The sequence below is a fragment of the Weizmannia sp. WK01 genome (assembly GCF_025905465.1).
GTDB classification, from domain to species: Bacteria; Bacillota; Bacilli; order Bacillales; family Bacillaceae_C; genus Weizmannia; species Weizmannia faecalis.
In genome coordinates this window covers 1,939,529-1,960,655 of the sequence record NZ_CP109616.1, presented here as the reverse complement: position 1 = coordinate 1,960,655, position 21,127 = coordinate 1,939,529, and the positions used below count along the sequence as shown (strand labels likewise).

Annotated in this window: 23 protein-coding genes and 1 riboswitch; of the genes, 22 read left to right on the top strand and 1 reads right to left on the bottom strand. The window is 48.7% G+C overall.

The genetic code is table 11. The annotated features are described in order from the left end of the window. Positions 1–82: 82 nt before the first annotated feature. The 10 genes from OF158_RS09225 to OF158_RS09180 all read left to right on the top strand — a co-directional run bounded on the left by OF158_RS09225 (position 83) and on the right by OF158_RS09180 (position 7,675). The gene (locus tag OF158_RS09225; RefSeq protein WP_014098168.1) at positions 83–1,348 is read left to right on the top strand and encodes a tetratricopeptide repeat protein; all 1,266 of its coding nucleotides are present in this window, start codon (positions 83–85) and stop codon (positions 1,346–1,348) included. Positions 1,349–1,483: 135 nt separating this feature from the next. Continuing rightward, positions 1,484–2,029, top strand: coding sequence for a ReoY family proteolytic degradation factor (locus OF158_RS09220; protein WP_014098169.1), 546 nt, complete (start codon positions 1,484–1,486; stop codon positions 2,027–2,029). Between the two features lie 45 nt (positions 2,030–2,074). Further along, positions 2,075–2,536 carry a YpiF family protein gene (locus tag OF158_RS09215; RefSeq protein WP_014098170.1) on the top strand — a complete coding sequence of 154 codons (462 nt, stop codon included), beginning with the start codon at positions 2,075–2,077 and terminating at the stop codon, positions 2,534–2,536. A gap of 162 nt (positions 2,537–2,698) precedes the next feature. Next, positions 2,699–3,211, top strand: a complete 513-nt coding sequence (locus OF158_RS09210) for a QcrA and Rieske domain-containing protein (RefSeq protein WP_013859496.1) — start codon at positions 2,699–2,701, stop codon at positions 3,209–3,211. 10 nt (positions 3,212–3,221) lie between these two features. Continuing rightward, the gene (gene qcrB / locus OF158_RS09205) at positions 3,222–3,896 is read left to right on the top strand and encodes a menaquinol-cytochrome c reductase cytochrome b subunit (protein ID WP_013859495.1); all 675 of its coding nucleotides are present in this window, start codon (positions 3,222–3,224) and stop codon (positions 3,894–3,896) included. Between the two features lie 38 nt (positions 3,897–3,934). Beyond that, on the top strand, positions 3,935–4,699 hold the full coding sequence (locus OF158_RS09200; RefSeq protein ID WP_014098171.1) for a menaquinol-cytochrome c reductase cytochrome b/c subunit: 765 nt from the start codon (positions 3,935–3,937) through the stop codon (positions 4,697–4,699). A gap of 87 nt (positions 4,700–4,786) precedes the next feature. Further along, the gene (locus tag OF158_RS09195) at positions 4,787–5,383 is read left to right on the top strand and encodes a lipoprotein heptaprenylglyceryl N-acetyltransferase LhaT (RefSeq protein ID WP_017550460.1); all 597 of its coding nucleotides are present in this window, start codon (positions 4,787–4,789) and stop codon (positions 5,381–5,383) included. Between the two features lie 115 nt (positions 5,384–5,498). Beyond that, positions 5,499–6,290, top strand: a complete 792-nt coding sequence (ypjB, locus tag OF158_RS09190; protein ID WP_014098173.1) for a sporulation protein YpjB — start codon at positions 5,499–5,501, stop codon at positions 6,288–6,290. A 63-nt stretch (positions 6,291–6,353) separates the two neighbouring features. Continuing rightward, positions 6,354–7,040 carry a zinc metallopeptidase gene (locus OF158_RS09185; protein ID WP_013859491.1) on the top strand — a complete coding sequence of 229 codons (687 nt, stop codon included), beginning with the start codon at positions 6,354–6,356 and terminating at the stop codon, positions 7,038–7,040. A 101-nt stretch (positions 7,041–7,141) separates the two neighbouring features. Further along, positions 7,142–7,186: riboswitch (PreQ1 riboswitch) on the top strand. Positions 7,187–7,192: 6 nt separating this feature from the next. Continuing rightward, positions 7,193–7,675: a QueT transporter family protein gene (locus tag OF158_RS09180; protein ID WP_017550459.1), complete on the top strand. Its 483-nt coding sequence runs from the start codon at positions 7,193–7,195 to the stop codon at positions 7,673–7,675. A 26-nt stretch (positions 7,676–7,701) separates the two neighbouring features. Here the strand turns inward: OF158_RS09180 and OF158_RS09175 are convergent, their stop codons facing one another. Further along, the gene (locus tag OF158_RS09175) at positions 7,702–8,565 is read right to left on the bottom strand and encodes a YitT family protein (protein ID WP_014098176.1); all 864 of its coding nucleotides are present in this window, start codon (positions 8,563–8,565) and stop codon (positions 7,702–7,704) included. A 151-nt stretch (positions 8,566–8,716) separates the two neighbouring features. Here OF158_RS09175 and OF158_RS09170 point away from each other — a divergent pair, with 151 nt between their 5' ends. The 12 genes from OF158_RS09170 to OF158_RS09115 all read left to right on the top strand — a co-directional run bounded on the left by OF158_RS09170 (position 8,717) and on the right by OF158_RS09115 (position 21,038). After that, positions 8,717–9,061 (top strand): nucleotide pyrophosphohydrolase, encoded by a 345-nt coding sequence (locus OF158_RS09170; protein ID WP_014098177.1) that lies wholly within the window; start codon positions 8,717–8,719, stop codon positions 9,059–9,061. A 6-nt stretch (positions 9,062–9,067) separates the two neighbouring features. Then, positions 9,068–9,868 carry a 4-hydroxy-tetrahydrodipicolinate reductase gene (gene dapB, locus OF158_RS09165; protein WP_013859487.1) on the top strand — a complete coding sequence of 267 codons (801 nt, stop codon included), beginning with the start codon at positions 9,068–9,070 and terminating at the stop codon, positions 9,866–9,868. A gap of 18 nt (positions 9,869–9,886) precedes the next feature. Next, entirely contained in the window at positions 9,887–10,594 is a 708-nt protein-coding gene (gene bshB1 / locus OF158_RS09160) for a bacillithiol biosynthesis deacetylase BshB1 (RefSeq protein WP_014098178.1), read from the top strand. After that, positions 10,591–11,775: an N-acetyl-alpha-D-glucosaminyl L-malate synthase BshA gene (gene bshA / locus OF158_RS09155; protein ID WP_014098179.1), complete on the top strand. Its 1,185-nt coding sequence runs from the start codon at positions 10,591–10,593 to the stop codon at positions 11,773–11,775. The genes bshB1 and bshA overlap by 4 nt, the downstream gene beginning before the upstream one ends. Next, positions 11,729–12,931, top strand: coding sequence for a CCA tRNA nucleotidyltransferase (locus OF158_RS09150; protein WP_017550457.1), 1,203 nt, complete (start codon positions 11,729–11,731; stop codon positions 12,929–12,931). The genes bshA and OF158_RS09150 overlap by 47 nt, the downstream gene beginning before the upstream one ends. Then, on the top strand, positions 12,904–13,881 hold the full coding sequence (locus tag OF158_RS09145; RefSeq protein WP_017550456.1) for a biotin--[acetyl-CoA-carboxylase] ligase: 978 nt from the start codon (positions 12,904–12,906) through the stop codon (positions 13,879–13,881). Before OF158_RS09150 ends, OF158_RS09145 begins: the two co-directional genes overlap by 28 nt. Positions 13,882–14,146: 265 nt before the next feature. Further along, a complete protein-coding gene (gene panB, locus OF158_RS09140) occupies positions 14,147–14,986 on the top strand; it encodes a 3-methyl-2-oxobutanoate hydroxymethyltransferase (RefSeq protein ID WP_014098182.1) in 840 nt (279 codons plus the stop codon). Positions 14,987–15,000: 14 nt separating this feature from the next. Beyond that, positions 15,001–15,846: a pantoate--beta-alanine ligase gene (gene panC, locus OF158_RS09135; RefSeq protein WP_026104511.1), complete on the top strand. Its 846-nt coding sequence runs from the start codon at positions 15,001–15,003 to the stop codon at positions 15,844–15,846. 26 nt (positions 15,847–15,872) lie between these two features. After that, the gene (gene panD / locus OF158_RS09130) at positions 15,873–16,256 is read left to right on the top strand and encodes an aspartate 1-decarboxylase (RefSeq protein WP_014098184.1); all 384 of its coding nucleotides are present in this window, start codon (positions 15,873–15,875) and stop codon (positions 16,254–16,256) included. Positions 16,257–16,390: 134 nt separating this feature from the next. Continuing rightward, positions 16,391–19,183: an ATP-dependent DNA helicase DinG gene (dinG, locus tag OF158_RS09125; protein ID WP_035184704.1), complete on the top strand. Its 2,793-nt coding sequence runs from the start codon at positions 16,391–16,393 to the stop codon at positions 19,181–19,183. 192 nt (positions 19,184–19,375) lie between these two features. Further along, entirely contained in the window at positions 19,376–19,828 is a 453-nt protein-coding gene (locus OF158_RS09120; protein WP_014098186.1) for a cell wall elongation regulator TseB-like domain-containing protein, read from the top strand. A 22-nt stretch (positions 19,829–19,850) separates the two neighbouring features. Next, positions 19,851–21,038: a pyridoxal phosphate-dependent aminotransferase gene (locus tag OF158_RS09115; RefSeq protein ID WP_017550453.1), complete on the top strand. Its 1,188-nt coding sequence runs from the start codon at positions 19,851–19,853 to the stop codon at positions 21,036–21,038. Positions 21,039–21,127: the final 89 nt, after the last annotated feature.

Here is a 21,127-nt window from a genome sequence, read left to right as displayed (position 1 = left end):
TCTGGCTTTGCAAAAATCCCGCGGCTAACGTTGCAAAAGGTTCAGCAAAAGGAAACACATCAAAGATTAAAGGAAGATTTTCATGAGCTTAATGGAACAATTGTTGGATCATTTGGAAGAAGGCCGGCTCGAGGAGGCGAAAAAAACATTTGAAGATTTTCTCGCGCTCGGCACGGACGAAGAGAAATATGCGCTTGCCGGGCAACTTGAGGGCCTCGGTTTTCTGAATGAAGCACAGCAATTATATAAAGATTTGCTTGCGTCTTATCCGGATGACGGCGAGCTTGTGATCTTAATGGCGGAAACGCTTATTGATATGGACAATGAAGAAGAAGCCATATTATACCTCGACCGCATTCCGGAGACGGACCCCGATTACCCGCGTGCACTGCTTTTGCTTGCGGATTTGTATCAAATGCAGGGCCTGTATGAGGTCAGCGAAAACAAACTGATGGAAGCTGCATCGCTTTTGCCGGAAGAACCTGTCATCCATTTTGCGCTTGCCGAGTTTTACGCTTCCTGTGCCCGATATGCGGAAGCTTCCCGTGAATATGAGTGGCTTTTGGGCAAAGGGATCGATACATTTGCGGATACAAACATCCACGGGCGCCTTGCAGAAGTGCTGAGCGCAGCGGGCGCGTTTGAAGAGGCCTTGCACCAATATGAGCATGCGATGGAAGGCCGCTTTGAGGCGAACACATTATTTGGATATGCCTTAACCGCGTACCAGGCAGGATTTTATGAAAAAGCGATAGAGCTGTTTGAAGAATTGCGGGAAACGGATCCCGGCTACCATCCGCTTTACCTGTATCTTGGCCGTGCATATGAGCACGAACAAATGCCGGAAGAAGCGCTTGCTGCTGCTGAAAAGGGCATAAAAGAAGACGAGTATGATAAAGAACTTTATCATTTTGCTGGAAAAATGGCTACAAAAGCAGGCGATGAGGAAAAAGCGGAAAATTATTTTAAAAAAGCGCTGGAACTGGATCCCGGCTATTTGGATGCGGCCCTTTCCTACAACGAGCTGCTGCTTCAAAAGGAGCGGTACGAAGAAGTCCGTGACCGGGCCCTCAGCATGGAAAAAGAAGGGGATACCGACCCTCGGCTTTACTGGGATCTGGCCATATCGCTTAAGCATTTGGAAGAATATTCTCAGGCATTAAAGTATTATGGATATGCATATAATGATTTACAAAACGACACGGTGTTTCTGGAGGATTACGGTTATTTCCTGATTGAAGAAGGGAGAAGGAAAGAGGCTTACGGCATTTTCCAAAAGCTTTTGCGCGAAGATCCGGCAAATGATGAATGGATTGCACTTCTTGAAAGGCTTGAAGACGGAAATTAATTGCGGCCATCGTTGCCGGACTTTTTCGTAGGCGGTTTAGACGGGAAAAGGTATAATGAAGGTGTAAACCAATGTTTTATCAAAAAAGCTGCCCGCTGTAAACACGGCCATTCAATTTGCAGAGGAGGGATTACGATGGCTCTCACCCCTGTTTCAATCAACGAGAAAAAGGAGTTTATCCGTTGGTTTTTAAATCATTACCAATTAAAAAGACGGGAGTCAGTCTGGATTTTGAATTATTTAATGAGCCACGACCAGCTGATGGAAAAAGTCCATTTCGTCGAGGAAGCGCATCTTTGCCCGCGCGGCATTATCATGTCGACGCATTGCGTGGACAATGTGCCGTTCCGCTTTTATAAAGATAATATTATGACAACGGATGCGGAAAAGTCTTTCCATGATATCCGGCTGAACCGTGAGGAAGACATTTATATCCAGCTCAATTTCAAAAAATCCCATTTATCGTACCAGTATGCGGCTGTGCTTGAAGAAAACCCGTATATGCCGAAAGATCTCCATATAAACGAGACAGACCGGCAAATGGCGGAAAAATTATTGGAAAAAAGCATGAAAGACTTTAAACGGAATAAACTGCGGGAAGAAATCGACAAAGCGCTCGATGAGAAAGATTACGGCCGTTTTGTCGAATTAAGCGGGGAGATGAAAAAACTGGATGATTAATCTTTCCGGTTTCTGCCCGCGGGGAAAATGAAAGGGGTATCATCTGTGCGCTGGCGTGCAAAAGACATGGAATTGTATCAACAGGAACGTTACTTTATTGACACGGCAGTCCTGCCGCTTGTCCCGGTTTCATTCGGAGACCATATCCGACAGCTCGCTTCCGGATATGAATGGATCCAGATGATCGCAGGCTGCCTCGAGTCGCAATTTAAAGGCCGGATTGTTTTGCTGCCCGCTTTCCCTTATTTGCAGCAGACGATCCCGGACAGTGCGGGGCCTGCCATCAAGTCATGGGAAGCCGAATTGACTGAAAGCGGGTTCCGGCATATTTTTTATTTGACCAGCGATCCCGGCTGGCAAAGGCTTCAGGCCGAACTGAACGGAAATGTGGTCTGGCTACCGGCTGTCCCACTTGAACATATGGAACAAAAACAGCAGGATGCCATTGTAGATGAACAGGTAAAACAGCTTATCTCCATTATTGTCCGGTCATGGGGAGAAAACTGAAAAAGTTATATTAAAATATCAGTTTATTTCGAGTAGAAAGATACTTGACATAAAATAGACAATATTCATTGACCGGCAAATATCTTTGTTTTATCATAAGAGTGTATTTGCTACATCTTGAAAATATTAGGAAACCAACAGTTCTGTAAGGGGGGGAACAGGTTGAGCAAAAAAGATCCGGTGTCAAGGAGGCAGTTTTTAAATTACACGCTGATGGGCGTAGGCGGATTTATGGCTGCGGGTGCGCTGATGCCGATGCTCCGTTTTGCCGTCGACCCGGTGCTCGAGGCGGAAGCAGCCGGCGACTTTCATCCAACCAAATTGAAAGTTTCTGATATTAAGAGCGAACCGGTGCGTGTCGATTTTAAATACGAACAGACGGACGGCTGGTATAAGTCGGATGTCACCCAGACGGCCTGGGTGTATAAAGACAGTAAAGGCGATATTGTGGCGCTTTCACCGGTTTGCAAACATCTTGGCTGTACCGTGAACTGGAATACGAACAAAGCGCATCCGAATCAGTTTTTTTGCCCCTGCCACGGCGGACGGTATGAGAAAAACGGGAAAAACATACCGGGAACACCACCTTCCGCGCCTTTGGATGCATACCCTGTCAAAACAAAGGGCGGCTATCTGTACCTGGGCAAACCGCAGAAAAATCCATATGTGAAGTGAGGGGGAAGAGATGCTTAGCAAATTGTATGACTGGGTCGACGAGCGCCTTGATATTACGCCGCTTTGGCGGGATATTGCTGACCATGAAGTGCCGGAGCATGTCAACCCGGCGCACCATTTTTCCGCTTTTGTCTATTGTTTTGGGGGGCTCACTTTTTTTATAACAGCCATCCAGATTCTGTCGGGTATGTTTTTAACGATGTACTATGTTCCGGATATTAAAAATGCCTGGCACTCTGTCTATTATTTGCAGCATGATGTGGCATACGGCCAGATTGTGAGAGGAATGCACCACTGGGGGGCAAGCCTCGTCATCGTCATGATGTTTTTACATACGCTGCGGGTGTTTTTCCAGGGCGCATACAAGAAGCCGCGCGAGCTGAACTGGATTGTCGGCGTGCTCATCTTTTTCGTCATGCTCGGGCTCGGCCTCACCGGTTATTTGCTTCCGTGGGATATGAAAGCGCTTTTTGCGACAAAAGTCAGCCTGCAGATTGCGGATTCGGTGCCGTTTATCGGGCCGTATATTAAAACGCTTTTGGCCGGCCATCCGGATATTGTCGGTGCCCAGACGCTGACGAGATTTTTTGCCATCCATGTCTTTTTCCTGCCAGCGGTGCTGATGCTGCTTTTGGCAGCCCATTTTTTGATGATCCGCAAGCAGGGAATTTCCGGACCGCTGTAATGAATAAGTATCCATAACGGGCAAAAGGAGGGGGAAGGATGCATCGCGGAAAAGGAATGAGATTTGTTGGTGATTCCAGAATTAATGCGGACCGCAAACCGAATATTCCTAAGGATTACTCGGAGTATCCCGGTAAAACGGAAGCTTTTTGGCCGAACTTTTTGCTGAAAGAGTGGCTCGTCGGCGCTGTTTTTCTCGTCGGCTTTTTATGTCTCACTGCCGCACACCCGTCGCCGCTTGAACGAATTGCGGACCCGACGGATACGAGTTATATTCCGATGCCGGACTGGTATTTTCTATTCCTGTATGAACTATTAAAGTATACTTATTCTTCCGGCCCGTACCAGGTGATCGGGCTCGCGATCCCGGGCGTTGCTTTTCTTGCACTGCTGTTGGCACCGTTTATTGACCGCGGCCCTAAGCGGCGGCCGCTTGACAGGCCCCTTGCAACCGGGTTTATGCTGCTCGCGGTTTGTGCAATATTCTACCTGACATGGGAAGCGGCGGCCCACCACGATTGGAAAAAAGCGAAAGAGCAGGGGAAAATCGTGAAACAGGTTGCCATTGACAAAAACGCAGAAGGCTATAAAATATTTGCCAAGCAGACGTGTGTGACGTGCCACGGAGAAAATCTCCAGGGCAGTGCGGCAGCCCCTTCTTTAGTCGGCACAGGCTTAAGTGCGGATGAAATCGCAAAAATCGCCAAAAAAGGCAAGGGGAAAATGCCGCCTAACCAATTTAAAGGCTCGGATCAGGATTTGAAAAAACTGGCGGATTATATCGCCGGGCTAAAATCGAAATAAAAGCAAAAAAAGCCGGCAGAAGCCGGCTTTTTTCGTGCTTTCTGTTTTGTTAAAATGAATCTATCTTTTTTGAAATGGGGGAAGACGATGAATGTACCGGCATTGTATGCGGCGCTGGCAGACAGGCGTGTCCTTTGGATGCTTTTTTTAGCCAATGCTGCAGGGACCATTTATGGTTACATTTGGTACGGGTGGCAGCTTCGCGATACGCCGCCTGCGTTTTGGCTGTTTGTCCCGGACAGCCCGACCGCAAGCCTGTTCTTTCTGTTTGTGCTGCTTGCCTTTTTATGGCGGAAACACTGGCCGTATGTGGAGGCACTTGCAATGGTGACGCTTTTTAAATACGGGATTTGGGCGGTTGCGATGAACCTTCTCGTATTGATCGTAAACGGCTCATTGCCACGGCAGGGATATATGCTGATGGCTTCCCATTTGGCAATGGCGATAGAGGGAATATTGTATGCGCCGTTTTACCAATTCAAATGGAAGCATCTTTTGGTTGCGGCGGTATGGACTTTGCACAATGATATTATTGACTACGTTTTTATGCAGTTTCCCCGGTACGAAGATGTATACCGGTATATCCGTGAAATCGGCTATTTTACCTTTTGGCTGAGCATCCTTTCTCTTTTGCTTGCATACCGGTTTGCCGTGCACAAAAGGCGGCTCCGCCTCGAACTTTAAATCGCTTTTTCCGTCGACAGAAAGCAGGAATCCCCGAAATGGACGCCGGGCTGTTTTTATGGTCTACTCTTGTCCCTCCCTTCATAAGTTAGTAACAGTATGAGGGGGGACAAGGATGAGGAGAAAAGTAGTGATCCTTCTTTGTGTGTTCATGTTAAGTTTTGCCGGAAAAAGTTTTGCAAAAGGTTCGGATGATGCTTTGGCACATTTAAATGATCTAAGCGACGAGGCATTGCAGCTGGCGAAAAACGGGCAATATGCAGAAGCAAAAAATGTGCTGAATGAATTTTCGAAAACATTTTCCAGGCAATCGTTTAAAAATAAACGTTTAACGATGGATGAATTGAGAGTTTTGACCGTCACTCATGATGAAGCGGTAAAGGCGTTGACGAAAGTAAGCGCAGAGCCTGAGGAGAAAGTGGATGCCTGCACGTCATTCCGGCTCGTGGTGGATGCGATCCAATCGAAGTATCAGCCGCTCTGGACGCAGATGGAAGGGCCGGTGATGTCTTCATTTACAGAGGTGCAAAAAGCAGCCGCAACAGGGAAGCGTGAAACGTACAACGAAAAATTAAACCTGTTCCTCAAACAATATGCAGTGATCGAGCCGAGTTTAAGAGTGGATCTGCCGGTTGAAAAAATACAGCGGCTCGATTCGAAAATCGCTTATATTGACCGTTATCGGGACAAGGTGGCAGGCAGCGGGTCCGGAAAAAAGGAACTGGAGGCGCTCCGGACAGATTTGAAGCAGCTGTTTGAAGCCATGAAGGAAGATGAAGCCGACCCCTCCCTCTGGTGGATTATGATTTCCACCGGCAGCATCATCATTCTTACTTTATCGTATGTCGGATGGAGAAAATACAAAGGGCAAAAAGAAGAGCGTCACGAGACCGATCATATGGATTGACCTTTTGACCTTATTCGGATACAATAAAGGTAAGATTACCATGGAGGGTATGGAGGGTGGCAAATGTCGTTTTTGATTTACTATCTCATTTTGGCAATCATTCCGATCTGGGCCCAGCTGAAGGTAAAAAACACATACAGCAAGTATGAAAAGGTCGCAAATGCATCCGGCATGACAGGCGCCGAGGTGGCAAGGATGATCTTGGACGAAAATGGCTTATACCATGTGAAAGTGCTGGAACACAGCGGCTTTCTAAGCGACCATTACAATCCGATTAACAAAACGGTCAATTTGTCGACTGCCAACTACCACGGGCGTTCGATTGCGGGGGCTGCTGTTGCGGCGCACGAATGCGGACACGCCATTCAGGATAAAGTCAATTACGGGCCGCTCCGTTTCCGTCACCGCCTCGTGCCTGTGGCGAATATCGGCAGCAATGCCTCTTGGATTTTTATTTTGATCGGGATGTTCACGCATGCGACAGGCATGTTCCTGCTCGGGATCATTCTCATGGGGCTTGCCGTGTTGTTTCAGCTTGTGACATTGCCGGTTGAATTCAATGCATCGTCCCGTGCGCTTGCACAAGTCACATCGCTCGGCATTGTCCGCGGCGGGGAAGAAAGGGAAGCGCGCAAAGTGTTATCGGCTGCCGCGCTCACATATGTGGCTGCCGCGGCTGTTGCGGTCATTGAACTGCTGCGTTTAATCCTCATCTTTACCAACTTAAACGGCAATAACAACAATAATTAACAGTACGAAAAGCTTTCCGGGGTGAATCGGCAACCCGGAAAGCTTTTTTTGTCTTGCTGCATGTTCTAGTTTGCATTATAATAAAGAAGTTTGGTTGTTTCCAACCCGTGGTTCGAAACCATCCCACGTAAAAAAACTAAGGAGAGATGCATATGAAACTGAAAACACTCGTCGTCAACGGGATTGTCGCCGCGCTGTATATTGCGGTGACATTTTTTATTCAGCCGCTTGCGTTTATGAACATCCAGTTCCGTGTTTCTGAAATTTTTAACCATCTCGTTGTGTTTAACAAGAAGTATATGATTGGCATTGTATTAGGCGTTTTTCTCTCAAACTTGTTTTTCTCGCCGATCAAGTATGATATGTTCATCGGCACGGGTCAGTCCGTCCTTGCGCTTGCGATTACCATTTTATCCGCACGGTTTATAAAGGGCGTCTGGGGGCAGATGATCCTTAATTCCATTGCTTTTACGGCCTCCATGTTTATTATCGCATGGGAAATGCAATGGTTTAACGGCGTGCCTTTCTTTTTCGGCTGGCTGACGGCAGGGATCGGTGAACTTGCTGTGATGCTGATTGGTATGCCGGTCATCTACCTGATCAACAAACGCCTGCATTTTGAAAAACAGATTTAAAAAAGAGCTGCCGCGGCAGCTCTTTTTTAATCTTCAATCGGCTGTTTGTTCTCATCGAGTGTAAAGCCTTCCCCGAGCACATCATGGACCTCCATCATCGACACAAAGGCATGGGGGTCAACGGAATGGATAATGCCTTTTAAACGGGACACCTCATGTTTTCCGACGACACAGTACAGTACATCCCGGTCCTGTTTCGTGAACATACCGTGCCCGCGAAAAACCGTAACGCCGCGGTCCATCTGCTTCATAATTTTCTCGGCAATTTCATCATGCTTGTCCGAAATGATAAAAGCGCCTCTTGCCGTATAGGCCCCCTCCTGCAGAAAATCGACAACACGCGAGCCGACAAAAACGGCAACGAGCGTGTACATCGCTTCACGGTAATGCAGATAGGTGATAAGCGACAGCGTAATCACGCATGCGTCGAACATGAACATGGTCCTGCCCATCGCCACGCCTTTATATTTAAACACGAGCCTGGCAATGATATCGACGCCTCCAGATGTCCCCCCGTAGCGGAAGATAATGCCGAGACCGACGCCGATAAATACCCCGGCAAACAGCGCCGCAAGAAACATATCATCGCGAAGCGGAATATGGAAATGTTTCTTCTCAAAAATCCATAAAAAAAGAGAGGAGCCGACCGTCCCGACCAGTGTATAGTAAAACGATTTTTTTCCAAGTAGCTTCCATCCCACAAAAAATACGGGAATATTCAAAATCAGATTGGAGTAAGAGGGGTTGATATGAAATAAATAGTAAAGCAGCAGCGTAATTCCGGTAAAACCGCCTTCCGCCAGATGGTTCTGAATATTAAAATGGACAATGCCAAAGGCAAAGATGCAAGAGCCGAGCAGGATAAAAAAGATGTTTTTCATTTTCAGCATAATCCGTATCCTCCTTCCCCGGTATATATCCGGCGTTCCCATTATAGCGAAAGCGGTACAAAAGGGCAATCAGGCAGAGAGAAAAGCAAATATATGATTTGTAAAATCTGCCGTTTTTGGCTAACATGGAAGAGGATTACAGGATTGGGGGATGAAAATGGCAGAAAACAAATCGATCCGGCAAATGCAAAAAGAAGTCGATGATTATATCAGCCAGTTTGAAGAAGGGTACTTCAGTCCGCTTGCGCTTACAGCAAGGCTGACGGAAGAACTTGGGGAGCTGGCGCGCGAAATCAATCATTATTACGGGGAAAAACCGAAAAAACCGGATGAGAAGCCGAAAACCGTAGCAGAAGAGCTCGGCGATTTGCTGTTTGTCGTCATTTGCATGGCAAATGCTTTACATATTGATTTACAGGAAGCCCATACAATGGTTTTGCAGAAATTTAACACGCGTGATAAAGACAGATGGACGCGAAAAGAGCAGGAGGAGTAATGAAACATGGATGATATTCGGATTATTGTTGCCGGGGCCCGCGGGAAAATGGGGAGCGAGGCGGTCCGGCTGATCGAGCGGACGGAACATTTTAAACTCGTTGGCGTAGTGGACAGGACTTTTGATGGCAAACTGTTCAATGATGTATCCGATTATAACGGCGAACCGGTCCGGGTGTATACCGACCCGGAAGCATGCCTTGAAAATTGCCCGGCGGATGTATGGATTGATTTGACGGTGCCGAAAGCAGGGTTCCTCCATGCGAAAACGGCCCTTGCACATGGTGTCCGCCCGGTTGTCGGGACGACCGGGTTTACCGATGCGGAACTGGAAGAACTAAAGGCCGTTTCCGCACAAAAAGGAATCGGCTGTATCATTGCACCAAATTTTGCAATCGGGGCAGTGCTGATGATGAAATTTGCGCAAATGGCGGCGAAATATTTCCCGGATGTGGAAATCATCGAGCTACACCATGACCGGAAAAAAGATGCCCCGTCCGGCACGAGCGTAAAAACGGCGCAAATGATCTCGGAAGCAAGAAGAAAAAAAACACAGGGGCATCCGGATGAAAAAGAAACATTACAAGGTGCAAGAGGCGCGGATTTTGAAGGCATGCATATCCACAGCGTCCGCCTGCCCGGCCTTGTCGCCCACCAGGAAGTGCTGTTCGGCGGGGACGGCCAGCTGCTTACGATCCGCCATGACTCGATGGATCGCGCCTCTTTCATGTCAGGGGTGAAAGTAGCCGTTGAAACGGTGATGAACCTCAATACATTTGTTTATGGGCTCGAAAATATTTTGGATTAACCGGAAGGAGGAAAGGAAATGGCCGGCAAGGTGGATATTCTCGCTTTCGGGGCCCATGCCGACGATGTCGAAATCGGCATGGCGGCATCTATTGCCAAATGGGCATCAATGGGGAAAAAAATTGCGATATGCGATTTGACAGAAGCGGAGCTGTCTTCGAACGGGACGGTTGAAAACCGCAAAAAAGAGGCGCAAAAATCGGCAGCCTGCCTCGGGGTTAGAGAAAGAGTAACGCTGAAATTGCCAGACCGCGGCCTTTTTATGCAAGCGGACGCTATCCGTGCCGTTACCGGTGTCATCCGGAAGTTTCAGCCGGATGTCGTGTTTGCGCCTTTTCATGAAGACCGCCATCCCGATCACGGTAACTGCGGCAGGCTTACAGAGGAAGCCTTTTTTTCGGCCGGCATCGGGAAATACCGTTCTGAACCGGATCTTCCTTCCCATAAACCGAAACATCTTTATTTTTATATGGTAAACGGTTTTCATCCGCCCGATTTTGTCGTCGATGTCACCAACTTTATGGACAAAAAACTTGAGAGCCTCCATGCCTATGAAAGCCAGTTTTCGATACGGGAAAGAAGTGTCCATACACCGCTTACGGATGGCTATATTGAAGCGGTCACCGCGCGTGAGAGGATGTTCGGGAAAGAGCTCGGGGTGAAATATGCAGAAGGGTTTTTAAGCAAAAAACCGGTTCTTGTGAATTTGGATGTGCTCGACTTATGAAAAAGTTAAAAATCGGGATTACGTGCTATCCGACCGTAGGCGGATCCGGCGTCATTGCAACGGAACTCGGCCAGCTGCTTGCCGAAAACGGCCACGAGATCCATTTTATTACCTCGAGTGTCCCGTTTCGGCTCAATAAAATGTACCCGAATATTTATACCCATCAGGTGGAAGTGAACCAGTACGCCGTCTTTCAATATCCGCCTTATGATATTGCGCTTGCCTCTAAGATCGCAGAAGTGGCGGAAAGGGAAAAGCTGGATGTGCTCCATGTCCATTATGCAATTCCACACGCCATCTGCGCCATTCTCGGCAAAATGATGGCCGGCACCCGGATGAAAATCGTGACCACCCTGCATGGCACGGACATCACTGTGCTCGGGTATGACCCGTCGCTTGTTTCCGCCATCCGGTTCGGGATTGAACAGTCGGATGCAGTAACGGCCGTTTCTGAAGCGCTCGTCCGGCAAACGTACGATTTGATCCGGCCGCAGAAAAACATTTCGACGGTTTATAATTTTGTCGATGAACGCGTATACCGGAAAAGGGAGGCAGGCCATTTAAAACAGGATTACGGCATTTCGGAAAAGGAAAAAGTGCTGATTCACGTTTCCAATTTCCGGGCGGTAAAGCGCGTGCCCGATGTCGTCAAGGCTTTTGCGAAAGTGCGGGCACAAATGCCGGCGAAACTGCTCCTTGTCGGCGACGGGCCGGAAATGACTGTCGTCTCCCGGCTCGTTGCCCAATTCGGTATAGAAAAAGATGTCTTGTTTTTAGGAAAGCAGGACCGGCTCGAGGAGTTGTACGCAATCAGCGACCTGATGCTGCTTTTATCGGAAAAGGAAAGTTTCGGCCTTGTTGCGCTTGAAGCGATGGCGTGCGGTGTCCCGTGCATTGGCACCCGGGTCGGCGGCATTCCGGAAGTCATCACAGACGGGGTGAACGGCTATTTGTGCGCGTTGGGTGATGTGAGCGACGTTGCCCGAAAAGCCGTCCGGCTGCTTGAGGATCCAGGCCTTTATGCTGCATTTTCGAAAGCGTGCGAAAAGACGGTAAAAGAGAAATTTTATTCCCGCAACATTTTGAAACAATACGAACAAATATATGAACAAACGGTAAATGAGGTTGATGGACATGCTCCCGCCATTTCAGACGGCGCTTCCCATTATCCGGACGCTTGAAGACGCAGGGTTCAAAGCTTTTTTTGTCGGGGGCTCGATCCGCGATAGCCTGCTCGGGCGGCCGGTGCACGATGTCGATATTGCCACCTCGGCGAAACCGGAAGAGGTAAAGGCGCTTTTTAAACATACTGTTGACATCGGCATTGAACATGGAACAGTGCTTGTATTATATAAAGGAAACCAGTACGAGATCACGACGTTCCGGACCGAGTCGGCCTATAAAGATTACCGGCGTCCGGAATCGGTTGAATATGTGGACTCATTGCTTGAAGATTTAAAACGGCGCGACTTCACGATGAATGCGATGGCGATGGATAAAAACGGGAAACTGATTGATCCGTTTAGAGGCAGTGAAGCCATCCGGATGAAGCGGATTGAAACGGTCGGATCCCCTGAAGAAAGATTCCGGGAAGACGCGCTCCGGATGATGCGGGCCGCCCGGTTTACAAGTCAGCTCGGTTTTGGTATTGAACCCGGGACGAAGCAGGCCATCAAGCGCCATGCACCGCTTATCCGACATATTGCTGTTGAGCGGATAACCCAGGAATTCATCAAATTGCTGGAAGGAGAGCATCCGTATGAAGCACTTCAACTGCTTCAGGAAACCGGGCTGCTGGGGTTTCTCCCCGGTCTTTGCGACAGGGAAGCACAGCTTTTTTCCGTCCTGCACCCGGTGTTAAACGAATTGTCAGAACAGCAGCTTTGGGTGTACCTTGTTGCCGCCGCGAACCCGGAAGATGCCAACGCTTTTTTGCGAAAATGGAAACTGCCGAATGAAAAACGGAAAGCCATCGTGCGTACGCTCAGCCTTTTCAGGATGCGCGCCGGGCGAAAGTGGGATCCGCTTATGCTCTACGATGCTGGCGAACAAACGGCATTGGATGCTGAAGCGGTTTTCTGTGCTTTTCGCCGCGAAAACCCGGCGCCCCGCATTTCCGCTCTCCGGCAGGCTTTCCAGAAATTGCCGGTGAAAAACCGCAGCGAGCTGGCAATCGACGGGAAAAAGCTGATGGCGCTTTTTTCGAAAAAAGGCGGCCCGTGGCTGAAAGAAATGCTCCGTGAGATTGAAAAAGCGCTGATAAACGGCGAAATCGAAAACCAATATGAGGCAATCCGGAGGTGGGTTTTGTGCAAATATCCACAAGAGAAAAAATAATAGAATTGCTAACGGAAGCTGGGGACGGCTTTGTATCGGGAGAAACGCTGGCGAAAAAGCTGAACTGCTCGCGGGCGGCAGTTTGGAAGCATATGGAAGAGCTGCGCAAAGAAGGCTTTGAATTGGAAGCGGTTCGGAAAAAAGGCTACCGGATTAAAGGAACGGGCGACAAAGTGACGAAAAATGAAATCCGGTACGGGCTCGGGACAAAACGGCTTGCAAGAAACATTCATTACCGGGAAACGATCGATTCTACCCAGCGGCTTGCGCACCAGCTCGTACAGGAAGGCTGTCCTGATGGCACGCTTGTGATTGCAGAGCAGCAGACGGGAGGAAGGGGCAGGCTCAGGCGGTCCTGGTATTCCCCTAAATATACCGGTATCTGGATGAGTATTGTCCTGCGGCCGGATCTTCCGCCGCAAATGGCGCCCCCGTTTACGCTCATTGCCGCCGTTGCGGTCGCACAGGCAATCGAAGAAACAGCGGGGATTGTGCCGGAGATCAAATGGCCGAATGACCTGTTAATCGGCGGAAAAAAATGCGCAGGGATCCTGACAGAGCTTGAAGCGGACACGGATCGGATCCAGGCGGTGATCACAGGGATCGGGATCAATGTAAACGAAACCGATTTCCCGGACCCCTTAAAATCGATCGCAACATCCCTTTCCCTTGCTTCTGGTAAAAAAGTAAAACGCGCGCTGCTCATTCAGCGCATCCTTGAGAAATTGGAAAAATACGAGGAAATTTATCTCCAAAACGGTTTTGCGCCGCTTAAAATTTTATGGGAAAGCTATGCCAATGTGGCAGGGAAAAAAATCACGGCGCATACGTTAAAAGGGGATATTTCAGGGAGTGCGGTCGGCATCACGGATGACGGCGTGCTCCAGCTTGAAGGGGAAGACGGACAGATGCATGCCATTTACTCCGCAGATATTGAAATCGAACGTTAAAAAATTGACAAAATTTTTGGCCGGATATAGCGCAATCTGGCCATTCCTGCTATAATCAACTTGGGTAGTATCTATTTCGGAACTACACCAATTCAGCTTTTTATACAAAATAGATTCTGCCTTGATCCTTAAACGGACGGGGACAGAGGGCCAAAATGAACAATTGAAACAACAGGGAGCCCGTCTGTCCAGTGACGGGCTCCTTTTTCCAATTGTTTGTTTCCTCTGCACCGGTCAATCCATGACAGGTGAGGAGTGTTGGAAAATGAAACAAACGACGGATTTTGTGAAGATGAAGGCGCAAGAAGAAAAAATTGCAATGGTGACCGCTTATGATTATCCTTCTGCAAAGCTTGCGGAAGAAGCGGGCGTTGACATGATTCTTGTCGGCGATTCACTCGGCATGGTCGTGCTCGGCTATGATTCGACCATTCCGGTGACCGTGGCGGACATGGTCCACCATACGAAAGCGGTCAAACGCGGGGCGAAAAACACTTTTATCGTCACCGATATGCCGTTTATGTCGTACCATTTGAGCCGCGAAGAAACATTAAAAAACGGCGCCCGCATCATTCAGGACGGCGGTGCCCATGCCGTAAAACTGGAGGGCGGGAAAGAAGTCGCGGCTCAAATTGAAGCGCTTACGGAATCAGGCATCCCGGTGATGGCTCATATCGGGCTGACGCCGCAAAAGGTCGGGATTTTCGGCGGCTATAAAGTCCAAGGGAAAACAGCGGAAGCCGCCAAAAAGCTGCTGGAAGATGCGAAAGCGTGCGAGGAGGCCGGCGCTTTTGCTGTCGTCCTGGAATGCGTCCCGCGGCAGCTTTCGGAAGAAGTGACAGCCGCACTTTCCATTCCAACCATCGGAATCGGGGCCGGCCTTGATGTAGACGGGCAGGTCCTTGTATTCCATGACCTGGTAAAATACGGAAGCGAAAAAGTGGCAAAATTTGTGAAGCAATTTGCCGATGCGGATGCCGTGATGCGCGCGGGGCTCCGCCAATACGTACAGGAAGTAAAAAACCGGACGTTCCCCGAAGAAAAGCATACGTACACGATGAAAGAAGAAGAACTGGCAACACTGTACGGGGGGCATGCAAAATGAAAACCGCACAGGCGATGAGCGTTACAGAAACGAAGCAGGAAATCCGGGCGCTAGTATCCCGGTATAAAAAGGAAGGCAAGTCGATCGGGTTTGTCCCGACGATGGGCTACTTGCATGAAGGCCATCTCGCCCTGGCAAAGCAGGCAAGAAAAGAAAACGATATTGTCATCATGAGTATTTTTGTAAACCCGCTCCAATTCGGTCCGAATGAAGATTTCGACCGGTACCCGCGCGATGCCGAAGGGGACCGGCATAAAGCGGAAGCAGCCGGCGTTGATGTATTGTTTATCCCTTCTGTTAAAGAAATGTATCCGCGCGCTTTATCGGTTCAAATGACAGTGACAAAAGGGACGGATGTCCTTTGCGGAAGAAAGCGGCCGGGCCATTTTGACGGCGTGGCGACGGTTCTTTCGAAATTGTTTCACCTCGTTCAGCCGGACCGCGCTTATTTCGGATTGAAAGATGCCCAGCAGGTGGCCGTTGTCGAAAATTTGGTTCGCGATTTGGATTTTCCCATTGACATTGTCCCGTGCCCGATCGTGCGCGAACCGGACGGCCTTGCAAAAAGTTCGAGAAACGTCTATTTATCGGAGGCGGAGCGGAAAGAAGCACCCGAAATATACAAAAGTTTGCAATTGGCAAACAAAGCGGTTGAACAGGGAGAGAGAAACCCGGAAAAAGTGATTTCCCTTGTGAAAGCGCATCTTTCCGCGCATCTGTCCGGGAAAATCGATTACGTAGAATTGTATTCATATCCTGACCTCGAACCGGTCCATGCCATACATGGGCGCTGTATCCTCGCAGTCGCCGTCCAATTTGAAAAAGCACGGCTCATCGACAATATCATTTTTGCAGAATAAACAACATGAGAATAGGAGAGATTGCTTTGCTGCGGACTGTGATGAACGGAAAAATCCACCGGGCAACCGTGACGGAAGCGAATTTAAACTATGTCGGAAGCATCACGATTGATGCGGATTTGCTGGATGCTGCGGGAATGGCGCCCAATGAGAAAGTGCAAATAGTGAACAATTACAACGGGGCGCGATTTGAAACGTACATTATCCCGGGTGAAAGGGGATCCGGTGTCATCTGCCTGAACGGCGCGGCCGCCCGGCTTGCACAACCCGGCGATATTGTGATTATCATTTCGTACGCCCTTTTGACGGAAGAAGAAATGAAAAACCACCATCCGAAAATTGTCCTGCTTGATGCAAAAAACCGAATTGAAAAAATGTTATCGGAAGAACCGGCTTCCACGATTTTGTAAGGTAAAACCGCACCTGCTTTTTCCGGCAGGGCGGTTTTTTAATTTCTGCATCTGCTTGTGGCGAATGATCGATTTTATGTTAAAATAGTACAATATGGAAGAAACGGGGCAATTATTTTTAGTCAGGTGATGTTATGCAGCGCTATGTAGTCGTAGATCTTGAAACAACAGGAAATTCAGCAAAAAAAGGCGATCGCATCATCCAGTTTTCCGCTGTTGTGGTTGAAGGCCGGGAGATAAAAACGCAATTTACAAGCTTCGTTAATCCCGAAAAGCCGGTACCGCCGTTTATTTCGGAATTGACCGGGATCGATAACGGCATGCTTGAAGAAGCGCCGGTATTTTCGGAGATCGCCCCGCGCATTATGGAAATTTTGGAAGACAGCATATTTGTCGCCCACAATGTGCTGTTTGACCTGCCGTTTTTGCAGCAGGAATTAAAGGCTGCGGGGTTTCCGCCGTTTCGCGGGCCAAGCCTTGACACCGTTGAATTTTCGAGAATTGCATTTCCAACTTTGAACAGTTATAAACTGGGGGATCTGGCCGATTCTTTGTCTCTTTATCATGAACGGCCGCACCGGGCGGACAGTGATGCTTTTGTGACGGCAAAGCTGCTTCTTGCCTGCATGGAAAAGTGTGCGTCCCTTCCTGTCGTCACACTTGAACAACTCGTGCCGCTTTCTTATTCCTTGAAAAACGACCTTGCCGGCATTTTTGAGGATATACTGGAAGAGAAACGGCGGCATATCGAGCATTTGCCGCCGGATATGGAAGTATACCGTGGTATTGCATTAAAGCGGAAAATCCTCCCGCCGGATAACGGACCGCGTGAGATTGGCCGTTACCCGCAGGATGCAGTTGAAAAAGAATCCTGGTTTTCGGCTTCAGGTACCGGGATGGAAGCGCGCCCCGCCCAATTTGAAATGATGGACCATGTCCGGGAAGCTTTTTCTGCTGAGGAGCATGTCGCATTAGAAGCAGGCACGGGCATCGGCAAATCCCTTGCCTATCTTGTGCCGGCCGCTTTCCAAGCGATTTCGGAACAGAAACCGGTGTTAATCAGCACGTATACTGTTGCGCTTGAGCACCAGCTTTTAAATAAGGAAATCAAAAGGCTTGAACAGATGCTGAAAACCCCGGTCAGGACCGTGTTGCTAAAGGGGAGGAGCCATTACCTGCATTTGTTTAAGTTTGAACAGTCGTTAAAAGAACCGGACCGGCAGTACGACGCCGTATTTGCCAAAATGCAAATCCTGGTCTGGCTTACCGAAACAGAAAGCGGCGATCTTGACGAGCTTCATTTATCTGGCGGCGGAAAACATTTTTGGCAGCGGATTAAACAGGACGGCTGGCATACGGATAAAAAAGATCCGTGGAAATCGCGGGATTTTTATCTTTACGCCAAAGCCTGCGCAGCCTCTGCTGACATCGCCGTCACGAACCATGCGATGCTGTGCGCGGAACTTGAAAGGGACCAGTCGGTGTTTGACGGATTTCAATACGTCATCATTGATGAAGCCCACCGCCTTGAACAAGCGGCCCGGGAAACGATCGGGAAACGCGCAAGTTACAACCAAATGAAATATATGATGGCAAGGCTTGGTCTGTATGAGCAAAAACAACTGTTTTACAAATTGGAAAAAATGATGGAAAAATATGGGCTAAAAGCCCGACTGCACGCGTTTGAATGCGATGCAATCCTGCAGGGCCTTGATGCCGAGCTCGATGATTTATTCGGCATGCTCGCTCAAAAAGTGTTGCGCGCGAACCGGGAAACAAATGGTTACCAGAAAATCAAATTAAGAATTAAAAAAGAAAATTGGAAACAAAAAGCATGGCAGGCAGTTCTGCTCTGTACGGAACGGATCAGGGCGTCCATGAAAGAGATTTCACAGACTTTGGAAGAAAGACTTTCGCAGTTGCTTTCCGAAAAAAAGATGAAAGAACAGGCACTCGCATTTATCGAAGAAATGTACAGCTTTTTGGAAGATTGGCGCCTTTTGCGCGACAACCTGGCCATTTTCGCCGGCCAAAACGGCGGGGATGAAAATGTCGTCTGGGTGGAAGGGGATTTGCGTGCCCTCCCGAACAGCCTTGTCATCTATTGCCAGCCGGTGCATGCCGGAGAAACATTGCAAAAAGCTTTTTTTTCGCGAAAAAAGAGCGTTGTGCTTACTTCCGCGACATTGACCGTTGGCGGAAGCTTCCGCTATTTTCTGGACGAGACGGGGCTAGCGCACACCACAAAAACGGTCCGCATTCCGTCGCCTTTCCGGTTCGACAGGCAGGTGCAGTTTATTATCCCGAACGACCTTCCCGATATCGGATCCGTCAGTATAGAAGACTTTGCGGAAAAAATGGCAGGTTATCTGCTTGCCGTTGCGGAGGCCACAAAAGGCAGGATGATGATTTTATTTACATCCTTTGATTTGCTGAAAAACGTGTACCACCTGATGAAAGAAAGCGGAATGCTTGAAGATTATATGTTTATCGCCCAGGGAATATCAAGCGGCAGCCGGTCGAGGTTAACGAAAAGCTTTCAAAAATTTGACAAAGCCATTCTTTTCGGTTTAAGCAGCTTTTGGGAAGGGGTCGACATCCCTGGCGATGACCTTTCCTGCCTTGTGATGGCCCGCCTTCCGTTTTTGCCCCCGGATGAACCGGTTACTGAAGCAAAGTCCGATTATTTCAGGGCAAAGGGGAAAAACCCGTTTTCCGCCTATGCCTTGCCTGAAGCCGTGCTCAGGTTCAAACAAGGGTTTGGCAGGCTTATCCGGACGCGTCATGACCGCGGCATTTTTCTTGTCCTGGACCGGAGGATTGAAACGGCCACATACGGGCCGGCGTTCACAAAGTCTCTGCCGCCGGTCCGCATCAGGCACCTGGATCTGAACGAGACGCTTGAGGTCATTGAAAGCTGGCTGTAAAAAAAGTGCTGCGACAATGCAGCACAAAACAGGGTAGACCGGAAAAATGATCAAATGCATCATTTTTTCATTCATTTTTGCTGTATAATGATGAAGGAAATGATTCTAAGCTTAGGATGGCCTGCATGGGAACTGATATGAATGACAATTTCTGCTTAAAAGGATTTACGCCATGGAAAATGAGGGTTCGGAATGAAAAAAGCACTGATCTCGATTTGCATTTTGGTCATCGTGATAGCCGGATTTGCGGCAGAGACTTATTGGAAAGCACGGAAACCGTATCATGAAGCCTACAACAAAGCGGTCGCTGTTGCCAAAAGCGAAGCCGGCATCCGGGCTGCCGATGCATTTTATCTTTACAATGGCAAAAGCACCTATTATGTTGTCGTGGGGAAAGGAAAAGGCGGGAAGAAAAAAGCGGTTTGGATCCCTGAAAAGAAACCGAAACGTGTGACCGTCCTAGACTTGAATACCGGCATCTCAAAACAGGATGCAGTGAAACAAGTGGTGCAGAAAAGGCAGCCGGATAAAATTTTATCTGTGCGGCTCGGCATGGAAAGCCAGGTTCCCATTTGGGAAGTTGCTTATATAAAAGGAAACAGCCTCGGCTATGATGAGGTTCCTTTTTTAAAAAAATCCAATTGATCCGTTTGGAGAGGTGAATCGTATGAAACTGGCATCAAGGGTAAGTGCATTAACGCCGTCATCCACGTTGGCGATTACGGCAAAGGCAAAAGCAATGAAGGCGCAAGGCATCGATGTGATCGGCCTTGGCGCAGGTGAACCCGATTTTAATACACCGAGGGAGATTATCGAAGCCGCGTACCAGTCGATGCTGGACGGCCAGACGAAGTATACCCCGGCCGGCGGAATGGCATCGCTGAAAGAGGCCGTCATTGAAAAATTCCAAAAAGACCAGGGGCTTGGCTTTAAAGCAAATGAAATCATCATTACCAACGGGGCAAAACACGCCTTGTATACATTGTTTCAGGTGCTGCTCGACCAGGGCGATGAAGTGATCATCCCGTCTCCTTACTGGGTAAGCTATCCCGAGCAGGTAAAGCTTGCAGAAGGCGTCCCGGTCTTTGTAGAAGGCAAAGAAGAAAACCAGTATAAAATAACGCCGGAGCAGCTGGAAAAAGCCATATCGCCGCGGACAAAAGCGTTTGTACTCAACTCTCCCGGCAATCCGACCGGCATGATGTATACAAGGGAAGAACTTGAAAAACTCGGTGAAGTCTGCCTGAAACACGATATTTTGATCGTGTCGGACGAAATTTACGAAAAATTGGTGTACGGCGGCAGCCGGCATGTCTCGATCGCCACCATTTCACCGGAACTGAAAGCACAGACGGTGATCATTAACGGCGTCTCAAAATCCCATTCCATGACCGGCTGGCGGATCGGCTATGCGGCCGGAAACGGGGATATCATCAAAGCGATGACAAATCTTGCCAGCCATTCGACTTCCAATCCGGCAACGCCTTCCCAGTTCGCGGCACTCGCCGCATATAGCGGGGATGAACGCACCGTGGAAGAGATGCGCCAGGCTTTCGAGGCACGGCTCAATGCTGTTTTTAACCAGCTGATTGAAATTGACGGGATTACCTGCATCAAACCGCAAGGCGCTTTTTATTTATTCCCGAATGTGAAAGAAGCCGCAAAGCTGACTGGGTTTCAAACGGTTGACGCATTTGTGGAGGCTTTGCTCGAGGAAGCGCGCGTTGCCGTCGTCCCGGGTTCCGGTTTCGGCGCGGAAAACAATATCCGGCTTTCTTATGCCACTTCTTTGGAAAATCTCGAAGAAGCGCTCAAGCGGATCAAACAGTTCGTGGAAACACGGAAAAAAGCGTGAAACTTTGGCTTGTTTCCTTTTTCCGCCTTTGTTTAGTATAATGGATTTCGGTACATATGGGAGACAAGCCGGAAATTGTTTTGGAGGGA

Bases quoted from the DNA above. Each gene is read 5' to 3' on its own strand.
- OF158_RS09225 (WP_014098168.1), top strand. From the start codon at position 83: ATGAGCTTAATGGAACAATTGTTGGATCATTTGGAAGAAGGCCGGCTC.
- OF158_RS09220 (WP_014098169.1), top strand. From the start codon at position 1,484: ATGGCTCTCACCCCTGTTTCAATCAACGAGAAAAAGGAGTTTATCCGT.
- qcrB (WP_013859495.1), top strand. From the start codon at position 3,222: ATGCTTAGCAAATTGTATGACTGGGTCGACGAGCGCCTTGATATTACG.
- OF158_RS09200 (WP_014098171.1), top strand. From the start codon at position 3,935: ATGCATCGCGGAAAAGGAATGAGATTTGTTGGTGATTCCAGAATTAAT.
- OF158_RS09195 (WP_017550460.1), top strand. From the start codon at position 4,787: ATGAATGTACCGGCATTGTATGCGGCGCTGGCAGACAGGCGTGTCCTT.
- ypjB (WP_014098173.1), top strand. From the start codon at position 5,499: ATGAGGAGAAAAGTAGTGATCCTTCTTTGTGTGTTCATGTTAAGTTTT.
- OF158_RS09185 (WP_013859491.1), top strand. From the start codon at position 6,354: ATGTCGTTTTTGATTTACTATCTCATTTTGGCAATCATTCCGATCTGG.
- OF158_RS09180 (WP_017550459.1), top strand. From the start codon at position 7,193: ATGAAACTGAAAACACTCGTCGTCAACGGGATTGTCGCCGCGCTGTAT.
- OF158_RS09175 (WP_014098176.1), bottom strand. From the start codon at position 8,565: ATGCTGAAAATGAAAAACATCTTTTTTATCCTGCTCGGCTCTTGCATC.
- OF158_RS09170 (WP_014098177.1), top strand. From the start codon at position 8,717: ATGAAAATGGCAGAAAACAAATCGATCCGGCAAATGCAAAAAGAAGTC.
- dapB (WP_013859487.1), top strand. From the start codon at position 9,068: ATGGATGATATTCGGATTATTGTTGCCGGGGCCCGCGGGAAAATGGGG.
- bshB1 (WP_014098178.1), top strand. From the start codon at position 9,887: ATGGCCGGCAAGGTGGATATTCTCGCTTTCGGGGCCCATGCCGACGAT.
- bshA (WP_014098179.1), top strand. From the start codon at position 10,591: ATGAAAAAGTTAAAAATCGGGATTACGTGCTATCCGACCGTAGGCGGA.
- OF158_RS09150 (WP_017550457.1), top strand. From the start codon at position 11,729: ATGCTCCCGCCATTTCAGACGGCGCTTCCCATTATCCGGACGCTTGAA.
- panB (WP_014098182.1), top strand. From the start codon at position 14,147: ATGAAACAAACGACGGATTTTGTGAAGATGAAGGCGCAAGAAGAAAAA.
- panC (WP_026104511.1), top strand. From the start codon at position 15,001: ATGAGCGTTACAGAAACGAAGCAGGAAATCCGGGCGCTAGTATCCCGG.
- dinG (WP_035184704.1), top strand. From the start codon at position 16,391: ATGCAGCGCTATGTAGTCGTAGATCTTGAAACAACAGGAAATTCAGCA.
- OF158_RS09120 (WP_014098186.1), top strand. From the start codon at position 19,376: ATGAAAAAAGCACTGATCTCGATTTGCATTTTGGTCATCGTGATAGCC.
- OF158_RS09115 (WP_017550453.1), top strand. From the start codon at position 19,851: ATGAAACTGGCATCAAGGGTAAGTGCATTAACGCCGTCATCCACGTTG.